The following is a 26,123-nucleotide window of genomic DNA, read 5'->3' as shown; positions in this document are numbered from 1 at the left end:
CACCCTTACCATGCTTATCAAACAAACGGACTATCACAGGATCTACCGGGTCATTAACAGCCTCGTTGTCAACGAAGGCGGCAATCCCGCATATGCCTGTATGTACTTCAGCACCTTCGGCGCCTTTATCCTCGAGCACCACTACAAGATCAAAGCGGTGCCCAAAGGCGGTCTCGCCGCCTACAATCTTGGTGGATCGATGCTCCTTTTTGCTGATCACCGCGAGGACGGTTATGTCACCGGCGCCGGTGAAAGCTTCCATTGCTGGATCGAGGCCGACGGCTGGGCGATCGATTTCATGGCCCCTGCTTTTTCAGAGACGGCCAGTCCGCTTGGCGTGCCGTCAAAAATGTTCCAACGACCCATTTCGGCCATGGCGTCGTCGATCAATGATCTCGACCATTCGGGCTCCTTCTTTTACCAATCGGAGCCTGAAGCGACGGCCGGCCGGTTTGCGGATTGGCAGGAGCTGCCGATGATCGGGGACCTCGCCAGCATCGCGGTGAAGTGGTTTCGTCGATCTCCCAAGCAAATGCTTCCCTCGATTTCGGTGGGAGACCAGAAAGGGAACCTCAAACCAGTACCCTTGGTTGGCAACCCTCTCGCTGGTTCGTGGTGAGCCTATTAATGAGATCAGAGCCCACAACCCCACTCCTCAACTGTCGCGTGGCTACCGATTGTCTCGGCAAACGAGGAACTTAGGAGATAGAGAGGAAGCCATCCTCTGTCCTTCGACATCCTGTTCAAACCGGATATCGGGCGAAAAGGTAGCCGGATCATCGTATAGGGCTTAGGGATGAAGTGTTTTCGCATCGATGAGGGCGGCTATACGGGGTTTGATTTGCTCAACGCCGATCAGCGCTTTCAAGGCGCGTCTGCAGTTGCCATTGATAATGATGAAGCTGAAAGACTCATAAGGGAGCATTTTCCAACGCTGCAAGCCTCAGAGCTTAAGTATCGAGCTCTTTCTCGAAGGCCCGCAAATCATCCGCGTTTGCTCGGCCTCCTGCGTGACATCCATGCACACTTCGACTGCACAACATCGATCGTGGACAAGCGCTACCTTCTGACCTTGTTCTTCGTCGATTACGGCGTTGAGCCGTATTACTATGAGCGAGGATTTGACCTTTACGCCGATGGCGGAAACTATGCTGCAGCATCACTTCTTTACCTCACAGGGCCTACGCTACTCGGTGAAGCCGAATTCGATGAATTGTTGCTAGCATTCCAGCTGGCCGTGAAGGCGAAAAGTCCCGCAGCTAGGATCAGGTTGATCTCTGCTGTCCGGAATTTGCGCTGGCAGGAATACCCCGAACTTCTAGGTCCGCTCGCCAAATATGCATCTCCAGAATGTTGGGATGCGATCGCTAATCCAGATGTCAACACAGACGCAGCGATGGTTGTTCTTCATTCCATGATCACGCGGCTCGAAATGATGACGACCGGGCCCTATCGTATTGAGCACGATCAATCCAAGAACCTGCTGACATATCATCCTCTGATCCGGCGTTTCATCGACCATGACCGTGATATCGAGTTCCGACCAACGGAAATCTCCACAATGAAATTCCCTCTAAAGCTCCGGGAAGTCACTCAGGTGGACTCGAAAGCAAGCCCTGCTGTGCAGATTGCCGACGTGATGATCGGCGCAGCACTGGAGATGGCAAGCAACAAGTCTGGATTGAATGCTGGCGGACTAAACCCCGGTGATATCGAGGAGCTCTACAGAGTCGGCCAAATGACGAGTATGCTACCGTCCCTTGACTTCGAGGGGCAGAAGCGTTTCCGCAAAGGCACACAGTCGTCCGAAATGATCGACTATCTTGCTGCAAACATAGTAGACCCCAATCCGTCTGATGTCTGATGCAGGTGGGAGAGATATGCTCTCGGAGCTCGAAGCCGTAGGCGCTCGCGCCTACCGGTCGTGAAAGACACTAATGGAAGCATTGTTCCGAACATGAGTGAAGGCCATCTTAGTGACGACGAAGTAGCCGCTTCACATCGAGCGGGGAGCATTGCTGCTGATGATTTTCGACGGACCCTTTCTGAACTCGTTCTAGAGACAACGTCAGCAGATCCATTAGAGTTTCTAGCCCGCGCCGTCATGATGGTCACGATCAATGGACTGAATCAATCCAAGCCGGAGAACAAATCCAACCTGCAGCTGTTCCAAGTCGAGCTGATTCAGGCGTTAGCGCTTTCACGAAAGCGCACCCTGCCCGATCCAGGCGCCGATTATCCGGAGGTTACCGAGCGTGTTACCGGTTTAATCCGCCAGAATGCCCAGGCGTATCAAGATCAGGTGAAGAGCAAGGCCTCACCCGACCCCGTAGAGAACCGCAAACAGGAGATGTTGAACCTTATCCAACGGTGGACGCTGGCCGTAAGGGGCGCGCGCCAAGATTACCAAACTCGGCAATACGCAAAAGAGCTTGCGACTTCGGTCAACCAATCGTTCCGACACTATTATGGCTGTGAAGCGACGGAGGTTGTCGCAGCGCTTTCGGCAATTATTGATTTGTGCCAAAGCCGTATCAAAGTGCACATGGAAGACATGCGCTCTTGGATGATGCCGAGAAACGCTGGAAAGGGGTTGCTTGATGCCTTTACCCGTGAGCTCAATCCAGAGGAAAAAGCAGAGATTACCACCCGCGCAGCGTCGGTCCGACATGATCGGAAGCAGCTCTTCGCGTTGCTTTGGAATATCAATGAGCAACGCTGGGCGAAACTTTTTCGGTTCTTATATGTAGATTTAGTTTCGACTGCCCCGCCTGACCAGGCGCAGGCGATCATCTCGGTGCTTGAGCAACTGTCACTCAATTTCGGTGACGTCACGGAGGCAGATCTTCAACACCTCCACCTCGATAATCCCATTCAGCGCAAGCCATTGATCAAGATGGACGGTGGCGAATTCTTCTGCGTCGGACCACAGATCCTAGGCGTGCATCTAGCTGAGATTGTCGAAAGCCTATGCGGGAAATATCCCAAACTCAAGAAAGCGGCGGAGAAAGCCCGAGCCGACTGGCTAGAAACGCGGCTTAGCGACACTGTTCGAACATTCTTGCCGCATGCCGAGGTCCGCGAACAAGTCAAATGGAGCGACGATGGTGGTGTCACCACTTGGGAGTCAGACCTTGTTGCAATCATTGACAAGACTGTCCTGATTTTCGAAGCAAAATCGGCAAAGCTTTGTGCCCCGGCTCGCCGAGGAGCGTTCCGCAGCTTGAAGGACGCGCTGAACGAACTAATCGTAGCGCCCTCTTCACAGTCCTTAAGATTGAAGCAACGGATTCTCGATGCAAACGCGCCTTTGTCATTCAATTCGCGCCAAGGCCCTTTTGAAATCCATCCAAAGGGAATCCGCGACATTGCGCGGCTGAACATTGTGCACGACGCGGTAGGCCCCTTATCATCACATTGGCCCCAACTTAAGCAAGCCGGCCTAATTCCTGAGGACGCGGATATCGCGCCGACGATGTCAGTATTCGATCTGGAGACTGTCTTTGAGCTCGTTCCAAGGGAGGTTGAACGCTGTCACTACCTGACCCGGCGAGCAGAGATCGAAAGAAACACGATCTACACGGCCGATGAGTTGGACCTGCTGGCTCTCTATTCAACAACCCGGTTCAATATTGGTGAGGACGAATATGATGGAGGCCAACTTGCATGGTACGGACTGTCTCGATCGCTGAGGTACATCCACGACGAAACCCGTGGGGTCCGGCTATCTGCGCGCCCGGCTGCGACTACGGAATTCTGGTCCAACATTCTCGAAGGACTTGAAACCACTCGGCCTGAGGGCTGGACGCGGTTCGGTCACCGGCTGCTCAACGTCGACATTTCCCAGCAAAAGCAGATCGAGAAGCTTGTGAAGGAGGGAATGAAGAAAACGCGTGGCCGGCCGGATCTCTTTTTTCACTCCGGCGTCACATTCGGTGCTCAAAAGAAGATGCAGACGATCGCCGTTGCAGTAGGAGCACCGGTTCCACCAACTCAGTTCGAGCAAAACCTCATAACATGTGCTGACAGTGCGCTCGAACAGGGCGGTCAGGATGAAGTCCTGATCTTGTATTGGTATATGCCGCGGACTTCCGAGCCTTACGACTTCATAGGTGTTGTAAAACAGCAGCGACTGAAATCACCACTTGCACAATTCAACGAGCCGTCATGGGTTTTGCGTGGTTGGTGATCTTTACAGGGCTCCCGCTTCGTTAAATTCAACGGTGGATTGCGCTGTCTCATTGTCGAAAAATCTCCAAACCCCTCGTATGATTGGTAAGATGGAGTAAAGCTATGTTTCTTAAGACGTTAAAGCTTCAAAATTTTCGTTCCTTCGAACAGTCTGCGATACAACTTCAGCCCGATCTCACCGTATTTGTCGGAGAGAACAATGGTGGAAAAAGCAATGCCATCGATGCGATGCGGCTTTTGACTGCTCCACTCGGAGGCCGAAGAGAGATTTATTGCGAGATTACGGATGTTCGTTTCCAAGCCACGGGTTCGCTTTTTGAAATCGTCGGCGAGTTCGAGGGACTGACGACAGCGCAGCAGGGCCGAATGATTTCCGTAGCAACTGATGCCTCTTTGAACAAAGCGGCATTTGGACTGACGTTCGACAAGGATCAGACGTACCCGAAACCATCACTTTGGGGTGGGAAACCCGGAAACAGCCCGGAGCCGGGATGCCACGATACTATAAGACATGTGTATCTCCCGCCGTTGCGAGACGCAAAACGTTCGCTTGCGTCTGGAAACCCAACCAGGATCATGGCCCTCCTGAAGCATTTCCTGGAGGGCTCTTCACCCGAGGCCCTAGCGAAAGAACTGGCGCGTACGCCGCGGCACGATGTTTTGAGCAAGGTCGATAGCGCTGTCGAAAAAGGACTTCAGGCTCTTACTTCGGGTGTTCGCCGGCAGTCTGCATCCATCGGCTTTGCTTCGGACGAGTCCCTGATCGACATCGCAAGAGACCTGCGGTTTCGTTTGGCTGACCACGGTGTAGATCCTGAGGATCTTCGATACTCGGGTCACGGCTACGCGAACCTATTGTTCATGGCCACGATCGCCGTCGAGCTCGAAAAGGTCCGCACCGCCGATTTGACGCTTTTCCTTGTTGAGGAGCCAGAGGCTCATCTGCATCCGCAGCTTCAGGCCGCGGCCCTCTCTTTCCTGCGCGACCAAGCGGCGCTATCTCGCAAGTCTCCGCCAACGGACGGATCCTTTGCGGGCGAGATACAAATCGTTGTGGCAACTCACTCCCCCAACCTTTCCGCTTGGGTATCGAGCGAGCGGCTCGTATTGTTCAAATCTTCACCCACCGTCACGACATCTGATCATAAGCCACAGCTAGACGCGGCGATTATCGAGGGTAGCGGAGGGTCGGCGCCGTCGGACGAATCGAGCGATGCCTCCGAAACCGTGGTTGAGGCGACGATTACTGCCGCAGCAGTTAGAAGATCATCGCGTGTCATACCGATGTGTGAGCTTCCCTTGAATAGCGTCGACCGCCGGAAAGTCGATCGCTATCTCGACGTAACCAAAGCGGCACTGCTTTTCGGGGGGAGAGTGCTGCTTGTAGAAGGGATCGCAGAGGCCATCTTGCTTCCCGTAATGGCACGCATGCACACCCTCAATGGCCATGAGGAAAAGCTGCGGCTTTTTATGTCGGCCGTTTTCGTTGCGATCGACGGGGTTGATTTTGAACCCTACGTGAAGCTCCTCCTTACGACGTTGAACGATGCCAGGATTGCTGAACGCTTGGTCGTTCTCACCGATGGCGATAAAGGGCTGACTCCAGAGGATGAAGAGGATGAAGAGGATGACGGAGACGAGGACACCGCGTCTGAAGGGGCCTCGCCCGACCCTGAGTTGATCCCAGGAGAGCGCAGACAAAAAGCCCTTACAGAGATAGCCGACAGGTTGGGTGCGAAGCCTTTTTTCGATGCCATAAATAGCACTTACTCGCTTGAGACGGAACTGATCGAGGCAGGCAATACTGATATTCTGCGAGCGGTCTATCTTGAGCTGCATCCAAAGTCGGCGAAGAAGTGGGACAGAGCCACCGCGCTATCGGGCGATGAACGTGCTAAAGCGATTCACAAAATCTTCAAATCCACCCGAAAAGGGGATTTCGCTCAACTACTGGCGAAAGAAATTGAAGATGGGAAACCGTTCAAAGTCCCTGCCTATATCAAGAAAGCTATCGAAGCGGTCGTCGCGTGAACGAGAACCCATACTCTCCCACCCCGGAACAGCTGGCCGTAATTAAATCCCCGGGCTCTGCATTCGTCGTTGCCTGTCCCGGGGCTGGCAAAACGCGCACACTTGTCGAACGAGCCCGCCATGTCTTGCGAGACGGAAACTCTCCTCGCGCAATCGCATTCCTGTCGTTTACGAACGCGGCGGTAGAAGAACTCGAAGCTCGATTGAAGTCACTCAACGTCCTGCCGCACCCGATTTTTCCAAGCTTCATTGGGACATTTGACCGGTTCCTCTGGCAATTTTTCATCGTTCCATTCGGCATCACCGGGACCGATGCGAAGCCAACGCTCGTCCCAGACAAGGGTCAATGGGAAGTCGTTCCTTTTGAAAAGGCTCAGTCGCTTCCTTTTGAAATTTTCGACCGATTAACGGGCGCCGTAGACGAAGATCTTGCCAGAGATGAGGGATTTGACGTCGATACCCGAAACATAACAGCATGGGAAACCCGGGCGCTGAGAATGCAGCAAAATGCACTCGCGAAGGGCTTGATCGATTTCGACGATGTCCGGACGATCGTTGCGACGCAGCTTGGGAACAGTGAATTTCGAAAGACCCTGGGCGCCGTGCTAGCAGCCCGCTTTGGAGAAGTGATCGTCGACGAATCGCAAGACTGCAACGCTACTGACTTGAGCATCATCGAATGGCTGAAAGAGTCTGGAATTGCAGTGAAAGTCATCTGCGATCCGAACCAATCAATCTACCGGTTTAGAGGTGGGGTCACCGATGAACTTTTGAAATTTGGTGCAAAATTCCCCAGCGACCAGCAGCTTTCAATGTCGGGGAACTTTCGCTCCTCACCAAGTATCTGTACAGCCGTTGTATCACTGCGCCCGTCAAAGGCAGCCCTCCCACCGGACGAAGCACTCGGCCCTTTTAAAGACGAACGGGCTTTAGTTCATCTCATCTCTTACTCAGGACTCAAGGTACCCAGCACGATCGGCTCCACATTCAACACCCTTGTAGAGCGACTTGGAATCCCGCACTCGCGATCACCCGTCATTGCCGCTACGCGCGCTAGCGCCGGGAACGCCATCGGCCAACCATCCCCGATCGATAGTCGAGACGCGACCCTCATGCTTGCAGAAGCGATCATAAAGTATCACTTCGCTTTTTCTGTTGGGAATCGGCGCGAGGGTCTCACAAATTTGCATCGAACGGTGCTTTTCGTTCAGGAACATATTTCGTCAATCGGCGCTTATCACACCCACATCTCAGAAGAACGCCTGGACGACGGCCGCTGGCGACCGCAAATCATCTCCCTCGCTAACGATCTCGCTTTTCTCGAAAACGATACGCCAGACAGCTGGTTGGATAGAGCAAGAACGCTGCTTGCGCCTGGGCTAAGGAGCGAGCGGTCAATTTCGCAACGCCTACGTAAGAACAAGGATCTGGCGGTCGTTCTATCGAGGCCGCCTTTGCAAGCCCCGCCTGCTCAAACCATTCATTCAGTAAAGGGCATGGAATTTCCGGCAGTATGTGTAGTTCTCACTGTCAGGTCGGCCGGCGGGATACTAGATCATCTTGAAGGTAAGCCCGCTGACCGCTGGGAAGAGGATGCCCGAAAGTTGTACGTTGCTGCGTCACGTGCACAGAGGTTTTTGGCTCTGGCCGTTCCGAAAAGCCGCATCGCACGACTTCGGGCTCATCTCAGTCAAGCTGGTTGCGGGACAGACCTTACTGAACTTTGAGAGCACAGCATCGCGATAACAGCCAAGTTATTTTAGCCACCTTTTTTGTGGTTCGAGCTTTTCTTTTCTCTCGAAACCGATGGACCGCGTAGTGGAGAAATAGTGACACAAAACTTCCTAGACAATAACCGAGTTATTGCTTGGCTGGCGAGGTTCGACGAAGCAGATCGCGCGAACGCTCGACTTCTTCTGTCCCTACTGAAACTCGTTTCCGCCGACGAGTTTCGGCAAGCCATGATGGAACTGTTGGAAAGACAAGCTACCGAGAGCGAACTTCCACTGGCGCTTTTCAACGAGACGGAACGTGGAAAGCGTAAAGGCAAGCCACACCGCCTATTCAAAGAAACAAAGGTCGGGAAAACGCTACGGGCGGAGGACAAGGTCGGTCCAGCCCTGGTGCCGCGCCAGCGATACATCGGAGAACAGATTGGCAGTGAGGGCGTGACCGCCAGCATCTTAACTCAATTCCAGAAACTGCATAAGCGCGACGTTCTCCTGAGCCCCGGCGCCCAGATCATTCGGGAGAGGAAGGTTCGACGCTTCGTACTAGCCACGGATTTTATCGGTTCGGGGGATCGAATAAATGACTTTCTCGAGGCTGCTTGGCGGGTCAGGTCCGTTCGAAGCTGGTGGTCACGTCGCGAAGCAGCTGGTCTTTCCTTTGATGTGATAGCCTTTTCAGGGACAACAGATGGCATCGAACGTGTAAGAAACCACCCATGTCAGCCTACGGTTCACGTGGCGGTAGTGTGCCCGACAATTCGATCAGTGTTTCCACCGTCGAAAGCTGCGGAAATTGAAGCTTTTTGCCAAAAGTACGTGCCCAAGCGACTGGCTGAGGTAGCTTTGGGTTATGGTCAAACAGGCTCGCTCATCGCCTTCTCCCATTCCATGCCGAACAACGCGCCGGCAATATTTTGGACGAAATTCAAAAGGAGCGAGCCACTATTCCCCTCGAGGGTGACAGTTGACGTGGGATCACCGTTCCCACTGGCTATTGGATCTGTCGCAGAGAAAGCGCGATTGGAAGCCGCGGTCGGGCTGCAATCAACCAGTGAACCTGCTCAACCGATCACAATTGAGACCATTGTGCTAGCTGCCTTGCAGCGAGGGCCAAGGCTTCCCGAAGCCATCTCCGGTCGACTTGGCTTAAATCTCCTTGACGTTAATGAGGCACTTCTGAAACTGAGAGACTTGAGTTGGATCGATGGCCATAACCAGCTGACAGATCGAGGCCGCATTGTTTTGCACAGGCTGGCACTGCCCTCTGCAGCTAAACTGCTTCCAAAATCAAGAAATGGGCATTACTTTCCAAAATCGTTGAGGGTTCCCCGCGATGTCTAGTGGATGTCGATTCGAAAGGATTGGCACCGATGGGCCTTCGGGCCTTGGGCCGTCGATTACGACGTGTTCGCGATCAAGCGTCCGCTTGATGATATCCTTGATCGAAACGTACGGCCATGGCCGCCGCAGCGCACGTCTCGCTTACGTCTCGATCAACGAAACCCTATGGGTGTCAAAGTAGATGGCGTGGAACTCTCAACGTTTTGTAAGAGCTGGCGAACTGGCCGGCGTTGATGCCGAAATACTCAATAATGCCGTGTCTATCGCCGAGCAAACCCTCCGGGTCCAATCGTCAGGCCCGCCGATTCTAACTTTGGGTCATCTCGGCCATCTGAGCGGCCAAAGCGTCAAGTATCTACGGAGCCTCGTGTCGCGCGAAGGCGAAGACCCCTACCGGCAATTCACGATCCGAAAACGACCAGTCCCCAACCAACCTCCTAGGCTCCGATTTATTGCGGTTCCCGAGCCGCAGCTTATGAACCTTATGCGCTGGATATTGTCTGAGATTCTCGAAAAGGCGCCCTGCCACCCAGCAAGTTCGGCATTTGCACCGGAAAGCAAGCTCTACAACGCCGCTTTCAAGCACCGTGGCGCCCAATGGCTGATCAAGGTTGATGTGCGCGATTTTTTTGAGTCCATAACCGAGATAGACGTCTACCGGGTCTTTCTAGAAAGAGGATATCAACCTCTCACGGCCCTCGAGCTCGCTAGAATTTGCACACGCCTGCGCGATGTGCATCGTGAAAAGGGAAGCATAGCGACCCGTAACAGGCGTAGCAGCATGCGAACGCCCAACGGCATTGGAGAATACAATAGCCGGATCATGGGAACCTTGGCTCAAGGGGCTCCAACTAGTCCGATGCTCGCAAACCTCGCAGTAAGGCCTCTCGACGAGAAGCTTCAGGGCGTCTCTGAGAAATTCAACTTGCGCTATACGCGGTATGCAGATGATATTATTTTGTCGACTACCGATAAGACGTTTGGCCGAGAACGTTCAATCCAATTAGTCGGAGAGATATACGCCGCGCTGGGCCTTTACGGCCTAGCACCTAACACTAGCAAAACTCTGATAGTACCACCTGGTGCGCGCAAGGTGGTATTAGGTCTGCTGGTAGACGGTTCAAAACCAAAATTGACCCGAGAATTTCGCGCCAAAATGAGGATGCATCTGCATTTTCTCCTGCATGAAGGCGTTGGACCTAAGGCGCACGCGGCTAACCGCGGCTTCTCGTCCGTCGAAGGCTTACGCCAGCACCTCCTGGGTCTTATCGCTTTTGCGGGCCAAGTCGATTTGCCCTACGCTATGCATTACAAAAATCAGTTCAGATCTATCGAATGGAACGTCGACGGCATTTGAAATCAAGCCAAAGCGAATCCCCTGCACGCCTGGGTTCGAGGCATCTTCTTGAACTGGCTGGCGCAACTCGTGGCTCAATTAGGCGTAGCCATCCCACATAATAGGCCCTTAGTTCCCGCCTAGATTCTCTCCATTGGAGTGGCATACAGTAACCTGAGCTCTGTCGCTTTGTCGTAACCGTATCGCACCGGATCAGACGATCCCCCATGCCCGAAACCTCCCCCTCCCCGTCATCTCTCTGAGGCCCAGCTCCAAAACAATCCGACGCGCCGCCTGCGGTGTCACATCGAGCGCCTTGGCCACCATCCCGGCCGACACCAATGGTTTTGCCATTACCAGCTCGACCAATTCCGGCAATTTTGACGACGTCCGGCGTCCGTCCAGCTTGCGCTCGAACATCGTGCGCGCCAACGCGAGCCGGTCATGCTCCTTGAGACCGAGCTCGACGGCCGCGATGAGGCCGTGGGCGATGGCGAGCAGCCGGGTCTCCCGATCACGATGCCGGCGCCGATCGACGGGAATGGTTTTCAGTCCGAGGTTGATGGCGGCGAGATGGGGGCCGGTCGTGACGCCGGCCTGGCGCAGGATCGACGAGGCCAACAACCGGCCGAGCCAGGGCGCATGCTGCAGGACCGAAAGCTCGTTCCAGGCATCGAGGGCGACAATCGCCTGCAGCGCCGCCGGCAAATTTTCGATCTGGCGCAACACGCCGCGCCATTCGTCGAGCCTGGAATCCTCGTCCCAGTCGAGATCATAGACCAACGGATTTTTTTCCGCCGCGCCGCCATGGCCAGGCCGCGTTGCGTTCTCGATCGCCGCCTCCGATCGGGCCAAAACCGCATCGATGGCGGCATAGTCGATGCCGGGAAGATTTTCGATGTCGTCGATATCTTCCCCCTCCCCTTCCGGATTAATCGCGGCCGCGGGCCGAATGACGCCGGCCGTTGTTGTCTCGTCCCCGCCGCCCGACCCGATATCCGAGGTTTTCCGCAGCGTCCGGATGCCATCGGGGGACAGCGCCCAACTTGGTAGCTGCGAGGCAATGCGCCGGCGGGTGCGCAGGACATCGCGGGCGATGGTGAGTTCATGGGAGGGTGTGCGAATATCGCGGGTGGCGTCATGGAGGACGAGGTCTTCGAGATGGACGAGTTCGCCGTCGATCCACAGTGAGGCGCAGGCATCGGTGAAGTGCGCGCGTTCGAGGAAGCCTTGGCCGACCGGCGAGCGGGCGATGCGCTCATCCAGACGCGCGAGGGCGATACCAGCGTCAAAAGCCGGCCGAGTCAGGGCTGTCATGCTGATTTTCGCGAGATCATAAGCCATTGAAATCATGGTAAACGATTGGTTAAACGAACGCTATTGGATTATTATAGTTCCCCACATGGTATGATTGGGAGTTGGCGCTCTCACCACCGATAAGTACCTCTTATCGGAGGCGATATGTACACTTTGATTGTACGCCCACGATTACCGTGCTATTATGCCTCCGAATGGCAAATTCGGAGCTCAGAATGCCCCAGACCAGCTACAAGATCAGCGAAGCCCGCAAGAATTTCGCAGAAGTCCTCGAGCGCGCCAACCAGGGCGAGGAAATCGTCATCATGCGCGGCAACGAGGTTTATGCTCGCATCGGTCCGGCCGCCGATGGCGGCAAGCGTCCGTTTGGTCTGCTGCGTCACCGTGGTCTGCCAGACGACCTATTCGAAAGCACAGATGCCGAGCAGGCCGCGATCGATGCAGGCGACTGGAATGACGATACCGGTGTCTGGCAAGGTCAATCCAGCAAGGATGACCGTAACCCATGAAAATCCTGCTCGACAGCCATGCCATCTACTGGTGGACGATCGGCAGCGATAGGCTCTCCGCGAAGGCACGGACGCTGATCGAGGACAAAGCCAATGCTATCCTCGTCAGCGCGGTATCCTTCTATGAGCTCGACAACAAGATGCGCCTGAACAAGCTCGACCTCAAGCCACAGGAACTGCGGGCAGCCGTCACAGAAAGCGGCCTGCAGACCCTGGCCATCAGCGATTTGCATGCAGAACTCGCAGCAAGCTTCGATTGGGATCACCGGGATCCGTGGGACCGCATTCTTGCCGCACAGGCGCGGCTCGAGCACTGCACTTTCGTTTCGACGGATCTGGCGTTCGACGCAATTCTGCACGAGCGGGTTTGGTAAAGGGCACGGCGGTGAAGGTATTCGTAGACATTGCCGAGGCAGCTGAACGACTTGAAGAGCTGATCGACCTTGTTTTACGCGAGGACGAGGTTGTCATCTGTCGAGCAGGCGGACCCGTTGCGGACATCGTACCCCTTGCGGGGAAGGGCCAGGGTACGATGGATGATGTCTGGGCGCTGGCGGCCAAGGGAAGACCTGCGAACACCGACCAGACCTCGAACCACGATGAATTTTATGACGAGAACGGATTGCCGAAATGAGCAGCTCGTCGTCGCGTTCGATCGAAAAACGCATCGAAACGTTGGACACGATCGCCGCCGTCCTGCCGATCGACCGCCGCGACGAACTGGCAGAACTGCTGACCGACCCGGACGTCGAAACGCTGCGCCACCTGGTCAATGAGGGCATGGGCGAAAACACCTTACGTGCGCTGACCTCCGATCTTGCCTATCTGCAGGCCTGGTCGCTCGCCGCGACCGGTGCTTCCCTCTCCTGGCCAGCTCCCGAAGCTCTATTGCTGAAATTCGTGGCCCACCATCTCTGGCAGCCCGAACAGCGCGAGATCGATCCTCACCACGGCATGCCGGCTGATGTCGAGCAGAGCCTGCGCGATCAACGCTTCCTTCGATCTTCTGGGCCGCATGCGCCCGATACGGTGCGCCGGCGGCTTGCCAGTTGGTCGACACTGACAAAATGGCGCGGGCTGACGGGTGTCTTCTCCTCCCCTTCGCTGAAGTCCGCGATCCGTCTTGCGGTGCGGGCGACGCCGCGACCAAGGAAACGCAAGAGCGCCAAGGCAGTGACCGGAGATGTTCTTGCAAAACTGCTCGCGACCTGCAGCACGGATAGCTTGCGCGACATCCGTGACAGGGCGATCCTGATGGTGGCGTTTGCGTCCGGCGGTCGCCGTCGTAGTGAGATTGCCGGGCTGCGGAGAGAGCAGCTCACAATCGAGCCCCCCATCGCCGTCGAAAACGGCCCTCCCCTCCCCTCTCTTGCCATCCATCTAGGACGCACCAAAACGTCCGGCTCCGAACACGATGCGGTCGTTTACCTGACCGGCCGGCCCGTGGACGCGCTCAACGCCTGGCTTGCGGCGGGAAGAATCGAGGGCGGGAGTATTTTTCGGAAGGTCGACCGTTGGGGCAATGTTTCGAAGCGGGCGCTGGAGCCGAGTGCGGTCAACCAGATCGTCAAGCAGCGGGCGGCGATGGCGGGGCTGGAGCCCGGGGAGTTTTCGGCGCACGGATTGCGGTCCGGGTATCTCACTGAGGCGGCCAATCGTGGCGTCTCGCTCCCTGAAGCCATGGAGCAGTCCCAACATAGATCGGTCCAGCAGGCATCCAGTTATTACAACAACGCAACCAGGCGAACAGGACGGGCCGCACGGCTTCTATCGTAGTCGTCATTTACTTTCGTGAAGGCACAGGTTCGATGCCCGCTTTCGGAATAGGCGAGCAGCCTATTCGCCGCAGTTTCGCTTGCCTTAATGCCGCAAGGGTTCACCGGTATAGGGCCCTGCTGCAAGGTTGCCCAGTCCCGCGAAACCGAAGTATCGCGGGACTGCAACGATCTTAGAACTTAAGCCCGTCTGATCAGCCGAAGCAGAAGCAGCAGTATGACGGCACCGAGTGCTGCAGACAGAATGGCCCCTGCGTAGCCGGCCCCCAAGCTTATGCCAAGACGCGGGAACAACAAACCTGCGATAAAGGCACCCACGATGCCCACAACGATGTTTCCCAAAAGGCCAAAGCCATAGCCTTTGACGATGAGACCGGCCAACCAGCCTGCGATCGCTCCGATGATCAGAAATATGACGAGACTTTCGATACCCATGATTCAGCTCCCTCTTCAGTGCCATGCTGGCAGCTTTGATATGGCCGATATCGCCGAGTGAAAGTCAAACTCAATAGGAAGGCCTCTATCACCAAACCGGAAATATGTCGGGAGAAGCGCCAGATCGCCACCGTAGACGGATTGGCAGAACTAGAGCCGGGCAAGTCCACGTTGACAGCTTTTCCTGACGGCAAATCCCTCGCACATGGTCATGGACGGCGGTGATTGGCGGCTGCTCGCCGCGGCAATAGATCTCCTGGATGGCGCAGGCAACTGCAGTTTCCTGTTCCGGAGATAAAAGTCGCCTCCCCTTTTCAGGGCCCGGCGTCTCATACAGCAGTGAACTCGTGACAGGCTTTCGTCGGAATTGGCCGAGTAGCTGATAGAACCTCGTTGGCCTGAGGCCCATTCGCCTGCAGGCAGAAGACCTCTCCTCGGCGTTCAGCGTCCCTACGAACGCGAGCGGACGAATAACCGCACGGGCCGCTTTTGCCAAGCGGTCTTGCTGATAAGCATCCTATCGGGTGTATGCGCCATTGAGACCTCCCAACCTACAAATCGGCTTGGCCACTATCAATCGCTGCTGATCTCAGAATGCTCGTGAACCATGACAACTGGAAGACGCTGCGTCGCGGTATATTTCTCCCCTCAAGACAGGACTGCTGTCGGCCCCTTGGCGGACATCACTGGTTGCGACGTTCAAGTTTCGCGATCAAGTCAGCACGACGCTTACTTCGACGACGACAGCATTTTATCCCGAAGATGCAGGAACGTTCGCTCTACGAAAAACCAGAGAACGACTGCGACAACAAAGCTTGCGATCAGGTAGACAACAAAGCCAAAGCTGCCTTGCAGATTCTCCTCTCCGACAACCATGCGGGTGACGTGAAAGACGGATTTGTGCGTCAGGTAAAGGCTGTAGGAGAGAGTCGCTACGAGAGCGGCACCTGGAACGGGCCAGCGGCTTAGAACGTGCTCAAGATCGAGCATGGCGCAGAACAGCAGTGCAATGCCGATCGAGATCAGCGGAAAGCCCGCGACCGCGCCGAGTTGCGCCTGAAACACCGGAAAGATGCCTTGTCCTGCAAGAGGTCCCCGATCAACGAAGCAGATGAGCGCTGCGATTACAAAGATCAGACCCGAGGGAATCGTGACCTTCGGCGGCAGATATCGCCTGCAATGCTCGGGTTTGAAAAAGCGGGAGGCCGCAAGCACCACGCCGAACAGCAGACCGTCGAGACGCGTATATGTTGGGTAGTAGACATCTCGGAGGTATGTCGCAAACGCGGGGCGAAACTGGCCTTCTGCGACAAGGGTGCCAACCTGCATATCCCAGATCGCGTAGCGCAGCACGATCCCGGCGATGGTCAACAGTCCTGCGAGGGCAAGGACCCATCCCGTGCCGATGCGCTTATACAGGAGAAGAACCAGCAAAGGCAGGACGAGATAGAATTGCTCTTCGACGGCAAGTGTCCATGCCTGAGAAAAAGCGTTGCCCTCCCTCGGATCGAATCCGAGATTGACGGTGAACGTCGCGAATTTCCAGAGAGGCTGCATCGCCGGATTGTCGCGAAGGACTGGAACTAAGGCATAAAGGCCAAGTACCACGAAGAAGGCGGGAAAGATGCGGAACGCACGGCGGAGATAAAATGATTTGAAGTCAACTGCCCCCGTGCGCGTCACTTCCTTGAACAGTTGCGTGCCGATCAGATAGCCACTGAGCACAAAAAAGATATCAACGCCGAGCCAACCATACTCGCGGACAGTCACCAATACGCCGGGGGTGGCGTTCAGCGGCAAGTGGACGAGCATCACCAGCAAGATCGCCAGTGAGCGCAAAATGTCGGGGCCAACCATCCGTGTACCAGTTGCCACGACACTCACCTGCGCGTGCCACGGAAGACCATCCGCATGCGAATTGTTACTTGTGGCAAGCATGGTCATGCGCAACGCTCCGGAAGTTTCATGGCAAAGGCTGATGCCCCCTACCTTACGGATCTGTGGTTGCAATGGAACGGCCCAATATCGAAACCGCCAATTAACCTAAATTTTTTGTAAAATTGTAGCGAAGGCCGTAATTTTCTTTTCTGCGCTATCGCAGACGAAGAATTTTTGCGATAGCCGCGATGGTCGGTATTGGCATTCCTGCCGACCAGGAAGATTCCGGTGAACTTGGATGAGCAAAAGCGATATCATTACAACGAAATGTATTCCGCTCAATCAGGCCAATCGACAACGATAGAACCGGGGCAAATCACAGCCCCGAGGCAGGAAGGCGTGTCCCTATGGCGTTTAAATTGTTGAAAATGGGAGACGGACTATTCGCTGCACGCAGACGCCTGGTGCCGCCGGCTTCTCGCCAGCTCGACAAAGCGACGCTTCACCTGATCGAAGAGCGCCGGCGGCAAAGGCCCGTGACAGCCGTTCTCGCTGTCGATCGGCCGCACATCGGCCCCGGCCAGACAAAGCGATTACTTTCCGTCAGCATGACCCATGAACGATAGTCGTCCAAACCGAGGCGTCGCTTGGTGGCCGACGGTATCTCGATGGCGTCCGCGGGATCGGACAGTGGCGTGTGGGTTATTGGCAGCACGCGCACAATGGGCGTTCCATCCTCAAGTGCTGCAACCAGCGCCAGCACGAGAACCGGGCGATCCTTGTCGCATTCTTCACGGCCTTCCAGATGCTGCCAGTGCCAGTGGTAGGAATAGCGAAAGATCCAGCCGACCTTCGGTTCAGCCGTTGCTCGTCACCAGTTCGCAATCGAGATCATCTAAACCCGGCTCCATGTCCGGCGCCTCGACCACTGCCAGATCGTCGTCGCCCAGCATCGCTGTGACCTCGACGCGCCGATCGCGGCGTGCCAGACGCAAATAATCCTCGTAGGCGATCAATACCGTCCGCGGCCGGCCGTTCTTGGTAATGATCACCGGCTCGCGCACGGCGGCGTCCTGATAGGTGCCAAAATTCTTGGATACGGCAGCCGCCGTCACGGTCGATGTCATTTCCGCCTCCTATTTCCCGTAAAATGCGGGATTTCCGGACTTTGTTCAAGTCCCAGCAATGTCGCGGATAGATCATGACCAGTAACCCGCTTTCCAACAACGCCACACTTGGACGCGCCGAAGAACTCAATACGATCGCCGCGGTGCTGCCAATCGATCGGCGTGACAAGCTTGCCGAACTCTTGACCGACCAGGACGTCGAGACGCTGCGGCATTTCGTCAGTGAAGGCATGGGCGAGAACACGCTGCGGGCCCTAACCTCCGACCTTGCCTAGCTCGAAGCGTGGTCGTTTGCCGCGACCGGTTCTCCCCTTCCTCAGCCACCTGGGTTGGGAGGCCACTGGTAATGGGAGCTGTGATCTTCGATGTCCTGATAAAGCCAAAGCGGCGACGAAAGGCCGTTGAGGCAATAGCACAAGGCTAGGCTCCCGACTGGGGCCGATGGGGAAGGCACCCTTTGGACCTGCCGGTCGTGGAGGTGGGAACGCACCAGCCTGTTGCAAACCTGCCCGCTGTCGTCCGCTCGCATGACAGGTCAGCGCGCCTCTCCATGCCAGGATGCGTGGACGAGAGCACCCTGACCGGAGGAATCATGGACATTTACAGTCTCGCCATCACACATATTCACACCGGGGCCCGACCGGTGGGGATGAGTGCCCGGGCCGAGGAATGCTACTACTCAAGCCAGTTCGCCCTGCCGCGTCTGAGCCCGGGATTGCTCAGGCCGATCGTGATCGGGGCCAGCGTGACCCTGATCCTTGGCATAGCGCTGATCTGAGGTCATTCCATATCTCGTGATATCAGGCATGCTATGCTGCGACCCCACGTCAATGGAGATTGCTGGATGGACGAAAGCGAGGTCGACAAGACCGCGATCCTGGCAGTGATCCGCAGCGAAACCGAGGCCTGGCTGCAGCGGGACTTCGAGGCTTTGGCGAGCCATTGGGTGCATTCACCGCAGACCCGGCGGATGGAATACTATGCTTCGCTCGGCACCCGGGTCGACGAAGGCTGGGACGCGATCGCCGCGCGACTTAAGACGATCGTAGAGCGCTTCCCGAAGAAGCATGACGATATGGAGCGCGTTCGGTGGGAGAAGGTCAACATCGTCGTCGCCGGGACTATGGCTTGGGTCACCTACGACCAGCTCGGAATCGACGCTGGCAACGATCTGAAACGCGAACTGAAAATCCGGCATAAGGTCGACGGTGTTTGGAAGATCGGCTGCATGGTGATGATGGAGAGCGCCGTTGAACAGTCGAACTACCCGCTGATCGAGGTCGACGCGGATGCCCGCATCCTCTGGATGAACCGGCTCGCGCAGGAGCGGATTTACAGCCATCCGGGGCTCGCCAGCGCTGGCGGATGCCTTCGCGCCCGTCGGCGCGAACGTGACGCGGGACTTCGCGACGCCGTGCGTCTGGCCTTTCGCGAGTTGCAGGGCCAGACACGGATAAGCTTGTCGCCGAAGCAGGCTTGGGCGGTGGTCCTTGGTGAGGACGCGGCAGGGGCGCCGCTCTACTGCTGGGTCCGGCTCGAAGATGGCAAGGCACTGGTGTCGTTCGACGATGCGGAGACCGTCGCGCGTCGGATCGATGGCGCCCAGGAGATCTATGGTTTGTCACCGGCGCAGGTCCGGCTTGCCCGTCTGATCGTCGATGGCCACGACCTTGCGGATGCCGGGAAACTCCTGGCGGTCAGCGTCAACACGCTGCGCACCCAGCTGCAGCGTATTTTCGACAAGACCGGGGTCCGCAGCCAGGCTGCCTTGGTGCGTGCACTGCTCAGCGTCGAGGTGCTCAACAAGTGACATAGCGTCGTGCAGACCGCTGCACTCTTCGCCAAAGACCTCACTTTCCAAACGCGGCACGTCCACCTCCCACTCCAGCTTCACTGGATTCGGTGAAGATGCGCAAATCAACACTATTGGCTGACGTCCCTTTTAAAATCGATACTCACGTTCATATAGCGTAACTTATTGAAGCTACGATCAAAAACATGAAAGAAAACGGCTGACAAGTTTTGCTATGGCTCAAACCGCAGCTCTTGGAGTGCCTGTGTTGACAAACGCTCCACTGTCATTCGCTCCACCTTCAGCCCGCGCGACGCACTCCCTCGCCGGTTGCCTTCAACAGCGAAATGAGCATCGGCCCCAGCGAAAACTCGCCACGCTCTGAACGCCTCGTCAGATCACGGAGATACCCCCCTGCAGAGTTGATGAAATTCGATCTCTCAAGGATACACGCCATTGCCACCGCGGCATTTTCAGGCCCCATGGCATCGCAGGCTTCCTCATAGGCCGACGGGCTCACACCGAGCATCGACCGAACGACGACGGCTGCGGTCATCAATTCGCGCCAATGCGAAATGCTGCCGCCTGGTCCATAGTCAACAATCTGCGGGCAGGCTCGAAGAACCATGCCCAGCGGAAATGACTTGATCGGCTCCAGCCTTGCCTTTGCCTTTGCCTTTGCCTGTGCAGGCTTCACACTCGCTGCCTGCTGCTCTTCCGGCAAGCTTTCGCCCTGCTCTTGGTTAGAGCTAGGTTCAAGTTCATAGATGGATTCGGATTTTGAATTCTGTATGTGGCGATCATTTTGAACGGCATTGCCATGCATATTCTCAGTATTTAGCTGCATTTCCAGGAGGTTGAGGACATCTTCGCGCAAAAGTTCCATTTCATCGAGTGCTGCTTCGACCTGGATTCTGTCCGGATAGCGAGGAAGCCGGCCGAGAATGACCACATACATCGTCTCGATATTCCCCCAATTGCCTAACGCACCCTCCTCAATCGCCGCTGTGATCAGCTTGCGGACATCGCGGCGGCAGATCGTGAGGGCTTCTTTTGCCCGGCGGAAGCGCATGCGTTCTGCGGCGACGTCCTGCGCCAGGACGGCAAGCTCAGTGGCCCGCGCCAGCAGCGGGCTCAGATCGAAACCATATGCCTGCTCGATTTCACCATCGCGGTTGCGATACGCGTAACGCTTACCATTCGGACTATCGCGACGCTGGATAAGTCCGGCATCGACAAGGGCCCCGAGCTGCCGGCGGAGTGTGCTTTCCGTGATCCCATGGGCGCGGATGGATAGCTGCGCGTTGGATGGGAATACGACAAGTCCATGTTCACCGTCGAGCTGTGGCTCCGGATAGAACGTCAACAGGGCATCAAGAACGGCAAGGGCTCTGTCCTGCAGACCGAAGCGTTCCCGTGCCTCGCACACGTCACGAAAGACTTTCCACTTTTCAACGCGCCCGCCGGGATGCGAGTCTGCGATCGCCAGTTGGCCTTTGACCAAGGCAAGCGTCATCGGCCGCCGCCCGAAGGGCGTCGTTACATGTCTCGTCTGCATTTTCTCTTACCTTTCTCTAGGCAAAAGAAATTCGCTCACCAAATCGGTGCCAAGACTCTTGACTGTGATTCCGGGAAATGCGATTCTCGATCCTGCTAGAGATGACGAGAGAGGCTTCCACGGTTTACCGTTTGGGGGCCTTTTTCTTTTGCGGTTTAGTCTCCGTTGTTTCCGTGTTTCGATCCTTTGTACTCAGCGTACAAACGATCCATATGGGCTGACAGCCAGTCGCTGAAGGGCTTCGCTTCGACATTCGAAAGCTCTATCGCAACCTTCTTCGATTTGGCATTCATTACGACATTCAGTGAACTGTCGCTCGACGTCCAGTCCTTTCCGGATGCACGGGCCTTGGGCCTCTTTGCCGCCGATTTGACCTTGTAGCGCTTCAGGTAGTCATGAAGGTCATCGAACCGCTTGTCGTCATCCAGTTCCAAGAACTCAGCGGTTCCGGAATACTCCACTGCAACCTTCAACAGGGCAGGGGCGAGAACCAATTGCCGAAGGCTCAGCCACCTGTCACGCCCAATCTTCTTGGACGCGCCGAGTGCCTGGATAATCGGGGCAGGGATCGCCTCGACGACGCCGAGCATCTTGGAGAGCATCGCCTCATCGATCGCCAGCGACGATCGAACCACATCCTTGGTCATTCCCGACGCAAGCAGGTTCTGAGCGAAGTATGCGCGCTCAATGAAGGACAGGTTCGAACGGGCTGCATTCTCCTGCCCTTGGACAATCGCTGAGGTGATGTCGTCAAGCTTCTTGACGACGGCCTTGACCGGGACTGCGAGCTCTCGAGCGACCTTGAGCCGGCGATGGCCAAACACGACCATGTACCTTTTTTCGTCCGTCGAACTGGGTCGAACCAGAATAGGCGTCGTTTGCCCAGACACTTTTATAGCTTGAAGCAGTTCTTGGAACTCTTCGTCATCGTCTGAAAGACGGTCGGCAACAAAAGAAGCGTCAATCAACCGCGGATCGAGATCCACGATGACCTCACCTTCCATCAGCTTCTTCGTGTTCTCCGCCATATCCTCGATGGACCGAACCACCGTCTTCGCTGCCCCTGTCATACCGTAGCCGGGCTTCGTCGGCGTCTGGTTCGCAGAGATGGAAGCCATGTCTAATTTCGCAAACGGATTTTCACGCGACATAACCGCCCTCCCGATCTGTCTTCAACCTCGATAAGGCATTGGCATTCATGATAAAATCGGCCAAAAAAACGGCTGACAAGCTCGTCATTTCCGCCCCCAAGCACCGTGAATGAGATCGACGATCTCTCCGTTAGCGGCATTCAGGCTTTCCATCGCGCGGTCGTAGGTGGACCGGACGAAACCGCCCCGCTCGACCTCATACAAGGTCTGCTTCTTGATTGAAGCATCCGAAATAGCCGTCGACTTCAAAACGTGATTTCGCAACATTTGCTGGGCAAACATGGATTGCATGAACCCAACCATCTGGGCTTGCGGAATGTCTGTCGGCTCGAAGCGCGTGATGAGGTAGCGGAACCACTGGACCCGCATCTCGGCTCCGGCCTCCGCGACCGGGCCCATAATGCCGCCCAGCATCATCAGAAATTGGCTCATCGACATGATGTCCAACATCTGGGGATGGATGGTGATGAGAATGCCGGTTGAAGCCATCAGAGCGGTGATGGTCAGGTACCCAAGTTGTGGGGGGCAATCGATGACGACCACGTCATATCTCTCATCTACCTGCTTCAGCGCACTGGCAATCCGCATGTAGAATAGTCGGCCGTCCTCTCCCTTCTTGGAGGAAATCGCAAGGGGCACGTCGTACTCGTACTCCTGCAAAACGAGGCTCGCCGGCACTACGTCAAGGCCAGGAATGTTCGTTGGCTGGATGACATCAGCGATTGACTTCCGCTCGTCATCGAAACGAAGCGCCTCGTACAGGGACGCTGTATCATCAAGTTCAGGCTGAATTCCGAACAGCGATGTCAAGGATGCCTGGGGATCAAGATCGACCGCCAATACGCGATGGCCCGTTAGAGCAAGATATTGCGCGAGGTGGGCGGCGGTCGTGGTTTTACCGCTTCCGCCTTTGAAGTTCACGACCGATACGACCTGCATCGGTTCGCCCTCCCGTCGCTTAGGGACGTAGTATCTCTTGTCGGATTTCTTGTTGGCCTCAAGATAGTCTCGGAGTTCCAACATCTGGTCCGCCGTGTAGTATCGACGTCCGCCGACCGATTCGATCTCTGGCCCCTTTCCGTCAGAATGAATTTGTCGCAGGTGGGTCTGCGTGACCCCCATAAAATCCGCGACTTCCGCCAGTTGAAACTTTCGCAAGCCTTTGCGAGCATCGGGTGGATATTGCTGACTGCGCAGCATATGCAACGCGCTCGAGATCTTTGCCCCCTGCTGGGCAATCTCAATATCAAATCGGTTGGGCTGCGAAGTGCTCATTTTGCGAACTATTTCCCGGAGGTCTTCACTTTCGAAACAATGGCCACAAAGCCATCATTTGCGAAACTATCTCCCGATTCCCATGCTGCCGCAAGAGATTTAAAGTTAACAACGGGTTAACGAGTGCGGCGTGCTTTGGGCCTCTCTGCCGAATCTGCGATATGTTTCGGATAGTTAGGCAGCTTTTACTAAAAACGTATAGTGATCCGAAACTGCAGATCTGCAGATGCGCGCCTGAGCTCTCACACCGTTCACGGCCCTAATTGCCCATTGGCCCTACGCCGCGCGGTAGAATCAGCGTCTGCAGATCTGCAGATGGCCACCCGCCTTTTGAAATGATCTTTCTCCGTCACGACCACTTCATGCGGAGAACAAGATGCAGATTCTGACCGTCTCGCCAGATCGATATGTCGAGCATTCCAATCTTCTGAAACAGATGCACCGCCTGCGAGCGACGATCTTCAGTGAACGCCTTGAATGGGATGTCACCATCACTGACGCAGGCGAGCGGGACGAGTACGACAATCTCGACCCGACCTACATCCTGGCCGTCACGGCCGAAGCGAAGGTCGTCGGCTGCGCGCGCCTGCTGCCGGCATTGGGGCCGACCATGCTGGAGCGGACGTTCCCGCAACTGCTGGCAACGGGTTCTCTCAATGTTTCTGCGAGGATGGTTGAGAGCTCGCGCTTCTGCGTCGATACGACCTTGCCCGCCGGCAGGGGAGGGGGCCAACTCCATCTCGCGACGCTCACCATGTTTGCCGGGATCATCAAGTGGTCGATGGCAAACGGCTACGATGAAATCGTCACGGCAACCGATCTCCGCTTCGAGCGCATCCTGAATCGCGCCGGATGGCCGATGAAACGACTTGGCGATCCTGTGGCTATCGGCAACACCGTGGCTGTCGCCGGGACCCTGCCAGCCAATCGGGAAAGTTTTGAACGAGTTTGCCCGCATGGCTACCGCTCGATCACCATCGAAGATTACAGCCGTCAGACCCGGAGCGCTGCGTGACCCAGCTCCGTTCCCATCCCCGCCTGGTCCGCAAACTGCAGGACGCGCTTGGCGACCAACTCTGCATCGCGCTCGATGACGCCACCGTCGTTGAGATCATGCTCAACCCGGACGGCCGGCTGTTTATTGAGCGGCTGGGACACGGCGTGGCTCCTGCGGGTGCAATGAGCCCTGCCGCCGCCGAAGTCGTGATTGGAAGCGTCGCTCACGCGCTGCAATCTGAAGCCGACGACGAACGACCGATCATCTCTGGCGAACTTCCGATTGGCGGACACCGCTTCGAGGGCCTGTTGCCGCCGGTGGTTTCTGGACCGGCATTCACCATCCGCCGGCGGGCTTCGCGTCTCATCCCTCTGACAGAGTACGTGAAGTCAACGGTGATGACCGAAGCCCAGGCATGTGCCATTCGAACCGCAATCGATGCGCAGATGAACATCGTCATTTCGGGGGGCACGGGATCGGGGAAAACCACTCTCGCCAATGCCATTATCGCCGAGGTCGTGGCTGCTGCGCCGGAAGATCGAATGGTGATCCTCGAGGACACCGCCGAAATCCAATGCGCGGCCGAGAACACCGTTTCGCTGCACACCAGCGATACGATCGACATGGCGCGCCTGCTCAAGAGCACAATGCGCCTGCGACCAGACCGCATCATTGTTGGCGAGGTCCGCGACGGTGCGGCCCTGACGCTGCTCAAGGCCTGGAATACCGGCCATCCGGGCGGTGTCACAACGGTCCACTCCAACACGGCGATGTCAGCCTTGCGCCGACTGGAGCAGCTGACGGCGGAAGCCAGCCAGCAGCCGATGCAGGAGGTGATCGGCGAGGCCGTCGATCTCGTCGTTTCTATCGAGCGAACGGGAAAGGGACGACGGGTTCTTGAGGTCATCCACATCGAAGGATACCGCAACGGCCGCTACCAGACCGAACTCTATGCCCAGATCGATGAGGACAGCCATGTCGCGTAAAATCAACATTATTCTCACTTGTGCAGCACTGGCCGCCGTCTCTGTTGGCCTTGCAGAACCCGCGCTCGCGTCCTCAGGCGGCAGCAGTCTGCCGTGGGAGTCGCCGCTAGAGAAGATCCAGCAATCGATCACCGGACCTGTCGCCGGGTTTATCGCGCTGGCCGCTGTCGCCATCGCCGGCGCCATGCTGATCTTCGGAGGCGAGCTGAATGATTTCGCGAGGCGGCTTTGCTATGTCGCGCTGGTCGGTGGTGTGCTCCTCGGGGCCACCCAGATCGTTGCTCTCTTCGGTGCGACCGGCGCCTCGATCGGCGAGGCTCATTCGCGGGCTGGGCGCAGCATGACTGCGCCCACGATGGCGCCGGCAACCGCGGGGGAGGGGGCTCATGGCTGAGGCCGGCTCTTCTCTGGCACGCTCGCGGGTACATCGGGCGCTGTCGCGTCCGAACCTCCTGATGGGCGCCGACCGCGAACTCGTGTTGCTGACGGCGCTTACGGCCATCATCCTGATCTTCGTCGTGCTGACCTGGTACGCGGCTCTGTTCGGCATCGCAGTCTGGCTGGTGGCTGTCGCGGCTCTGCGCATGATGGCCAAATCCGATCCGCTGATGCGCCGAGTCTATCTCCGCCACATCTCCTACAAGACGGCCTATCGCGCGACGTCGTCGCCGTGGCGCAAGTTTTGAAGGGGCTT

The 26,123-nt window shown here is 56.5% G+C and carries 24 protein-coding genes and 2 pseudogenes; 18 read left to right on the top strand and 8 right to left on the bottom strand.

The features are described 5' to 3' along the window. Positions 1-10 precede the first annotated feature (10 nt). From HGO38_RS22150 to HGO38_RS22120, 7 genes are all read left to right on the top strand, one after another. Positions 11-619 carry a DUF2026 family protein gene (locus tag HGO38_RS22150; protein ID WP_156629851.1) on the top strand — a complete coding sequence of 203 codons (609 nt, stop codon included), beginning with the start codon at positions 11-13 and terminating at the stop codon, positions 617-619. A gap of 177 nt (positions 620-796) precedes the next feature. Continuing rightward, the gene (locus HGO38_RS22145; protein WP_156629852.1) at positions 797-1,864 is read left to right on the top strand and encodes a hypothetical protein; all 1,068 of its coding nucleotides are present in this window, start codon (positions 797-799) and stop codon (positions 1,862-1,864) included. Positions 1,865-1,957: 93 nt separating this feature from the next. Then, complete coding sequence (locus HGO38_RS22140; RefSeq protein WP_156629853.1) at positions 1,958-4,189, top strand: hypothetical protein; 2,232 nt, start codon at positions 1,958-1,960, stop codon at positions 4,187-4,189. 104 nt (positions 4,190-4,293) lie between these two features. Next, the gene (locus tag HGO38_RS22135) at positions 4,294-6,222 is read left to right on the top strand and encodes an ATP-dependent nuclease (protein WP_156629854.1); all 1,929 of its coding nucleotides are present in this window, start codon (positions 4,294-4,296) and stop codon (positions 6,220-6,222) included. After that, a complete protein-coding gene (locus tag HGO38_RS22130) occupies positions 6,219-7,949 on the top strand; it encodes a UvrD-helicase domain-containing protein (protein ID WP_250958068.1) in 1,731 nt (576 codons plus the stop codon). The genes HGO38_RS22135 and HGO38_RS22130 overlap by 4 nt, the downstream gene beginning before the upstream one ends. Before the next feature lie 102 nt (positions 7,950-8,051). Continuing rightward, entirely contained in the window at positions 8,052-9,293 is a 1,242-nt protein-coding gene (locus HGO38_RS22125) for a phosphoribosyltransferase-like protein (RefSeq protein WP_156629855.1), read from the top strand. Between the two features lie 181 nt (positions 9,294-9,474). After that, positions 9,475-10,650: a reverse transcriptase family protein gene (locus HGO38_RS22120; RefSeq protein ID WP_156629856.1), complete on the top strand. Its 1,176-nt coding sequence runs from the start codon at positions 9,475-9,477 to the stop codon at positions 10,648-10,650. Positions 10,651-10,842: 192 nt separating this feature from the next. On the opposite strand, the gene HGO38_RS22115 is transcribed toward HGO38_RS22120, so the two are convergent. Then, complete coding sequence (locus HGO38_RS22115) at positions 10,843-11,982, bottom strand: RHE_PE00001 family protein (RefSeq protein WP_156629857.1); 1,140 nt, start codon at positions 11,980-11,982, stop codon at positions 10,843-10,845. 179 nt (positions 11,983-12,161) lie between these two features. Between HGO38_RS22115 and HGO38_RS22110 the strand changes: the two genes are divergently transcribed. Genes HGO38_RS22110 through HGO38_RS22095 form a run of 4 tightly spaced genes read left to right on the top strand, consistent with a single transcriptional unit; the run spans position 12,162 to position 14,231 of the window. Further along, positions 12,162-12,455: a type II toxin-antitoxin system Phd/YefM family antitoxin gene (locus HGO38_RS22110; RefSeq protein ID WP_250958067.1), complete on the top strand. Its 294-nt coding sequence runs from the start codon at positions 12,162-12,164 to the stop codon at positions 12,453-12,455. Further along, positions 12,452-12,829, top strand: a complete 378-nt coding sequence (locus tag HGO38_RS22105) for a type II toxin-antitoxin system VapC family toxin (protein ID WP_250958066.1) — start codon at positions 12,452-12,454, stop codon at positions 12,827-12,829. The genes HGO38_RS22110 and HGO38_RS22105 overlap by 4 nt, the downstream gene beginning before the upstream one ends. Before the next feature lie 11 nt (positions 12,830-12,840). Beyond that, complete coding sequence (locus HGO38_RS22100) at positions 12,841-13,089, top strand: type II toxin-antitoxin system Phd/YefM family antitoxin (protein WP_250958065.1); 249 nt, start codon at positions 12,841-12,843, stop codon at positions 13,087-13,089. Further along, positions 13,086-14,231, top strand: coding sequence for a tyrosine-type recombinase/integrase (locus tag HGO38_RS22095; RefSeq protein ID WP_250958064.1), 1,146 nt, complete (start codon positions 13,086-13,088; stop codon positions 14,229-14,231). The genes HGO38_RS22100 and HGO38_RS22095 overlap by 4 nt, the downstream gene beginning before the upstream one ends. Positions 14,232-14,410: 179 nt before the next feature. On the opposite strand, the gene HGO38_RS22090 is transcribed toward HGO38_RS22095, so the two are convergent. From HGO38_RS22090 to HGO38_RS22075, 4 genes and pseudogenes are all read right to left on the bottom strand, one after another. Next, positions 14,411-14,665, bottom strand: coding sequence for a GlsB/YeaQ/YmgE family stress response membrane protein (locus HGO38_RS22090; protein WP_250958063.1), 255 nt, complete (start codon positions 14,663-14,665; stop codon positions 14,411-14,413). A gap of 729 nt (positions 14,666-15,394) precedes the next feature. Then, positions 15,395-16,609 carry an acyltransferase family protein gene (locus HGO38_RS22085; protein WP_250958062.1) on the bottom strand — a complete coding sequence of 405 codons (1,215 nt, stop codon included), beginning with the start codon at positions 16,607-16,609 and terminating at the stop codon, positions 15,395-15,397. A 374-nt stretch (positions 16,610-16,983) separates the two neighbouring features. Continuing rightward, positions 16,984-17,384 (bottom strand): annotated as a pseudogene (locus tag HGO38_RS22080) (plasmid maintenance toxin (PemK-like)). 16 nt (positions 17,385-17,400) lie between these two features. Further along, positions 17,401-17,670: a type II toxin-antitoxin system Phd/YefM family antitoxin gene (locus HGO38_RS22075; RefSeq protein WP_250958061.1), complete on the bottom strand. Its 270-nt coding sequence runs from the start codon at positions 17,668-17,670 to the stop codon at positions 17,401-17,403. 74 nt (positions 17,671-17,744) lie between these two features. On the opposite strand from HGO38_RS22075, the pseudogene HGO38_RS22070 reads away from it, so the two are divergent. The 3 genes and pseudogenes from HGO38_RS22070 to HGO38_RS22060 form a co-directional block, all read left to right on the top strand. Next, a pseudogene (locus tag HGO38_RS22070) lies at positions 17,745-17,942 on the top strand (integrase); the annotation flags it as partial. A 320-nt stretch (positions 17,943-18,262) separates the two neighbouring features. Further along, a complete protein-coding gene (locus tag HGO38_RS22065; protein ID WP_250958060.1) occupies positions 18,263-18,448 on the top strand; it encodes a hypothetical protein in 186 nt (61 codons plus the stop codon). A gap of 66 nt (positions 18,449-18,514) precedes the next feature. Further along, a complete protein-coding gene (locus HGO38_RS22060) occupies positions 18,515-19,480 on the top strand; it encodes a helix-turn-helix domain-containing protein (protein ID WP_250958059.1) in 966 nt (321 codons plus the stop codon). Positions 19,481-19,763: 283 nt separating this feature from the next. Here the strand turns inward: HGO38_RS22060 and repC are convergent, their stop codons facing one another. The 3 genes from repC to repA all read right to left on the bottom strand — a co-directional run bounded on the left by repC (position 19,764) and on the right by repA (position 23,446). Then, entirely contained in the window at positions 19,764-21,020 is a 1,257-nt protein-coding gene (gene repC / locus HGO38_RS22055) for a plasmid replication protein RepC (RefSeq protein WP_250958058.1), read from the bottom strand. Positions 21,021-21,175: 155 nt separating this feature from the next. Further along, positions 21,176-22,171 carry a plasmid partitioning protein RepB gene (gene repB, locus HGO38_RS22050; RefSeq protein WP_250958057.1) on the bottom strand — a complete coding sequence of 332 codons (996 nt, stop codon included), beginning with the start codon at positions 22,169-22,171 and terminating at the stop codon, positions 21,176-21,178. An 84-nt stretch (positions 22,172-22,255) separates the two neighbouring features. Then, positions 22,256-23,446: a plasmid partitioning protein RepA gene (repA, locus tag HGO38_RS22045; RefSeq protein ID WP_250958056.1), complete on the bottom strand. Its 1,191-nt coding sequence runs from the start codon at positions 23,444-23,446 to the stop codon at positions 22,256-22,258. Between the two features lie 376 nt (positions 23,447-23,822). Here repA and traI point away from each other — a divergent pair, with 376 nt between their 5' ends. From traI to HGO38_RS22025, 4 genes are read left to right on the top strand one after another with little or no spacing between them, the layout of a single operon-like run. Further along, positions 23,823-24,461: an acyl-homoserine-lactone synthase gene (gene traI, locus HGO38_RS22040; RefSeq protein WP_250958055.1), complete on the top strand. Its 639-nt coding sequence runs from the start codon at positions 23,823-23,825 to the stop codon at positions 24,459-24,461. After that, complete coding sequence (trbB, locus tag HGO38_RS22035; protein ID WP_250958054.1) at positions 24,458-25,429, top strand: P-type conjugative transfer ATPase TrbB; 972 nt, start codon at positions 24,458-24,460, stop codon at positions 25,427-25,429. Before traI ends, trbB begins: the two co-directional genes overlap by 4 nt. Continuing rightward, complete coding sequence (gene trbC / locus HGO38_RS22030; protein ID WP_250958053.1) at positions 25,419-25,823, top strand: conjugal transfer pilin TrbC; 405 nt, start codon at positions 25,419-25,421, stop codon at positions 25,821-25,823. The genes trbB and trbC overlap by 11 nt, the downstream gene beginning before the upstream one ends. After that, on the top strand, positions 25,816-26,115 hold the full coding sequence (locus HGO38_RS22025; protein ID WP_250958052.1) for a conjugal transfer protein TrbD: 300 nt from the start codon (positions 25,816-25,818) through the stop codon (positions 26,113-26,115). The genes trbC and HGO38_RS22025 overlap by 8 nt, the downstream gene beginning before the upstream one ends. Positions 26,116-26,123: the final 8 nt, after the last annotated feature.

The organism is Rhizobium sp. CG5, from assembly GCF_023701945.1.
Classification (GTDB): Bacteria; Pseudomonadota; Alphaproteobacteria; order Rhizobiales; family Rhizobiaceae; genus Allorhizobium.
This window is presented reverse-complemented; position numbering and strand designations above follow the sequence as displayed.

What these genes read in the sequence shown, in the direction of transcription:
- HGO38_RS22150 (WP_156629851.1), top strand. Translation starts at nt 11, where the DNA reads ATGCTTATCAAACAAACGGACTATCACAGGATCTACCGGGTCATTAAC.
- HGO38_RS22145 (WP_156629852.1), top strand. Translation starts at nt 797, where the DNA reads ATGAAGTGTTTTCGCATCGATGAGGGCGGCTATACGGGGTTTGATTTG.
- HGO38_RS22140 (WP_156629853.1), top strand. Translation starts at nt 1,958, where the DNA reads ATGAGTGAAGGCCATCTTAGTGACGACGAAGTAGCCGCTTCACATCGA.
- HGO38_RS22135 (WP_156629854.1), top strand. Translation starts at nt 4,294, where the DNA reads ATGTTTCTTAAGACGTTAAAGCTTCAAAATTTTCGTTCCTTCGAACAG.
- HGO38_RS22120 (WP_156629856.1), top strand. Translation starts at nt 9,475, where the DNA reads ATGGCGTGGAACTCTCAACGTTTTGTAAGAGCTGGCGAACTGGCCGGC.
- HGO38_RS22115 (WP_156629857.1), bottom strand. Translation starts at nt 11,982, where the DNA reads ATGATTTCAATGGCTTATGATCTCGCGAAAATCAGCATGACAGCCCTG.
- HGO38_RS22110 (WP_250958067.1), top strand. Translation starts at nt 12,162, where the DNA reads ATGCCCCAGACCAGCTACAAGATCAGCGAAGCCCGCAAGAATTTCGCA.
- HGO38_RS22105 (WP_250958066.1), top strand. Translation starts at nt 12,452, where the DNA reads ATGAAAATCCTGCTCGACAGCCATGCCATCTACTGGTGGACGATCGGC.
- HGO38_RS22095 (WP_250958064.1), top strand. Translation starts at nt 13,086, where the DNA reads ATGAGCAGCTCGTCGTCGCGTTCGATCGAAAAACGCATCGAAACGTTG.
- HGO38_RS22090 (WP_250958063.1), bottom strand. Translation starts at nt 14,665, where the DNA reads ATGGGTATCGAAAGTCTCGTCATATTTCTGATCATCGGAGCGATCGCA.
- HGO38_RS22085 (WP_250958062.1), bottom strand. Translation starts at nt 16,609, where the DNA reads ATGACCATGCTTGCCACAAGTAACAATTCGCATGCGGATGGTCTTCCG.
- HGO38_RS22075 (WP_250958061.1), bottom strand. Translation starts at nt 17,670, where the DNA reads ATGACATCGACCGTGACGGCGGCTGCCGTATCCAAGAATTTTGGCACC.
- HGO38_RS22065 (WP_250958060.1), top strand. Translation starts at nt 18,263, where the DNA reads ATGGACATTTACAGTCTCGCCATCACACATATTCACACCGGGGCCCGA.
- HGO38_RS22060 (WP_250958059.1), top strand. Translation starts at nt 18,515, where the DNA reads ATGGACGAAAGCGAGGTCGACAAGACCGCGATCCTGGCAGTGATCCGC.
- repC (WP_250958058.1), bottom strand. Translation starts at nt 21,020, where the DNA reads ATGCAGACGAGACATGTAACGACGCCCTTCGGGCGGCGGCCGATGACG.
- repB (WP_250958057.1), bottom strand. Translation starts at nt 22,171, where the DNA reads ATGTCGCGTGAAAATCCGTTTGCGAAATTAGACATGGCTTCCATCTCT.
- repA (WP_250958056.1), bottom strand. Translation starts at nt 23,446, where the DNA reads ATGAGCACTTCGCAGCCCAACCGATTTGATATTGAGATTGCCCAGCAG.
- traI (WP_250958055.1), top strand. Translation starts at nt 23,823, where the DNA reads ATGCAGATTCTGACCGTCTCGCCAGATCGATATGTCGAGCATTCCAAT.
- trbC (WP_250958053.1), top strand. Translation starts at nt 25,419, where the DNA reads ATGTCGCGTAAAATCAACATTATTCTCACTTGTGCAGCACTGGCCGCC.
- HGO38_RS22025 (WP_250958052.1), top strand. Translation starts at nt 25,816, where the DNA reads ATGGCTGAGGCCGGCTCTTCTCTGGCACGCTCGCGGGTACATCGGGCG.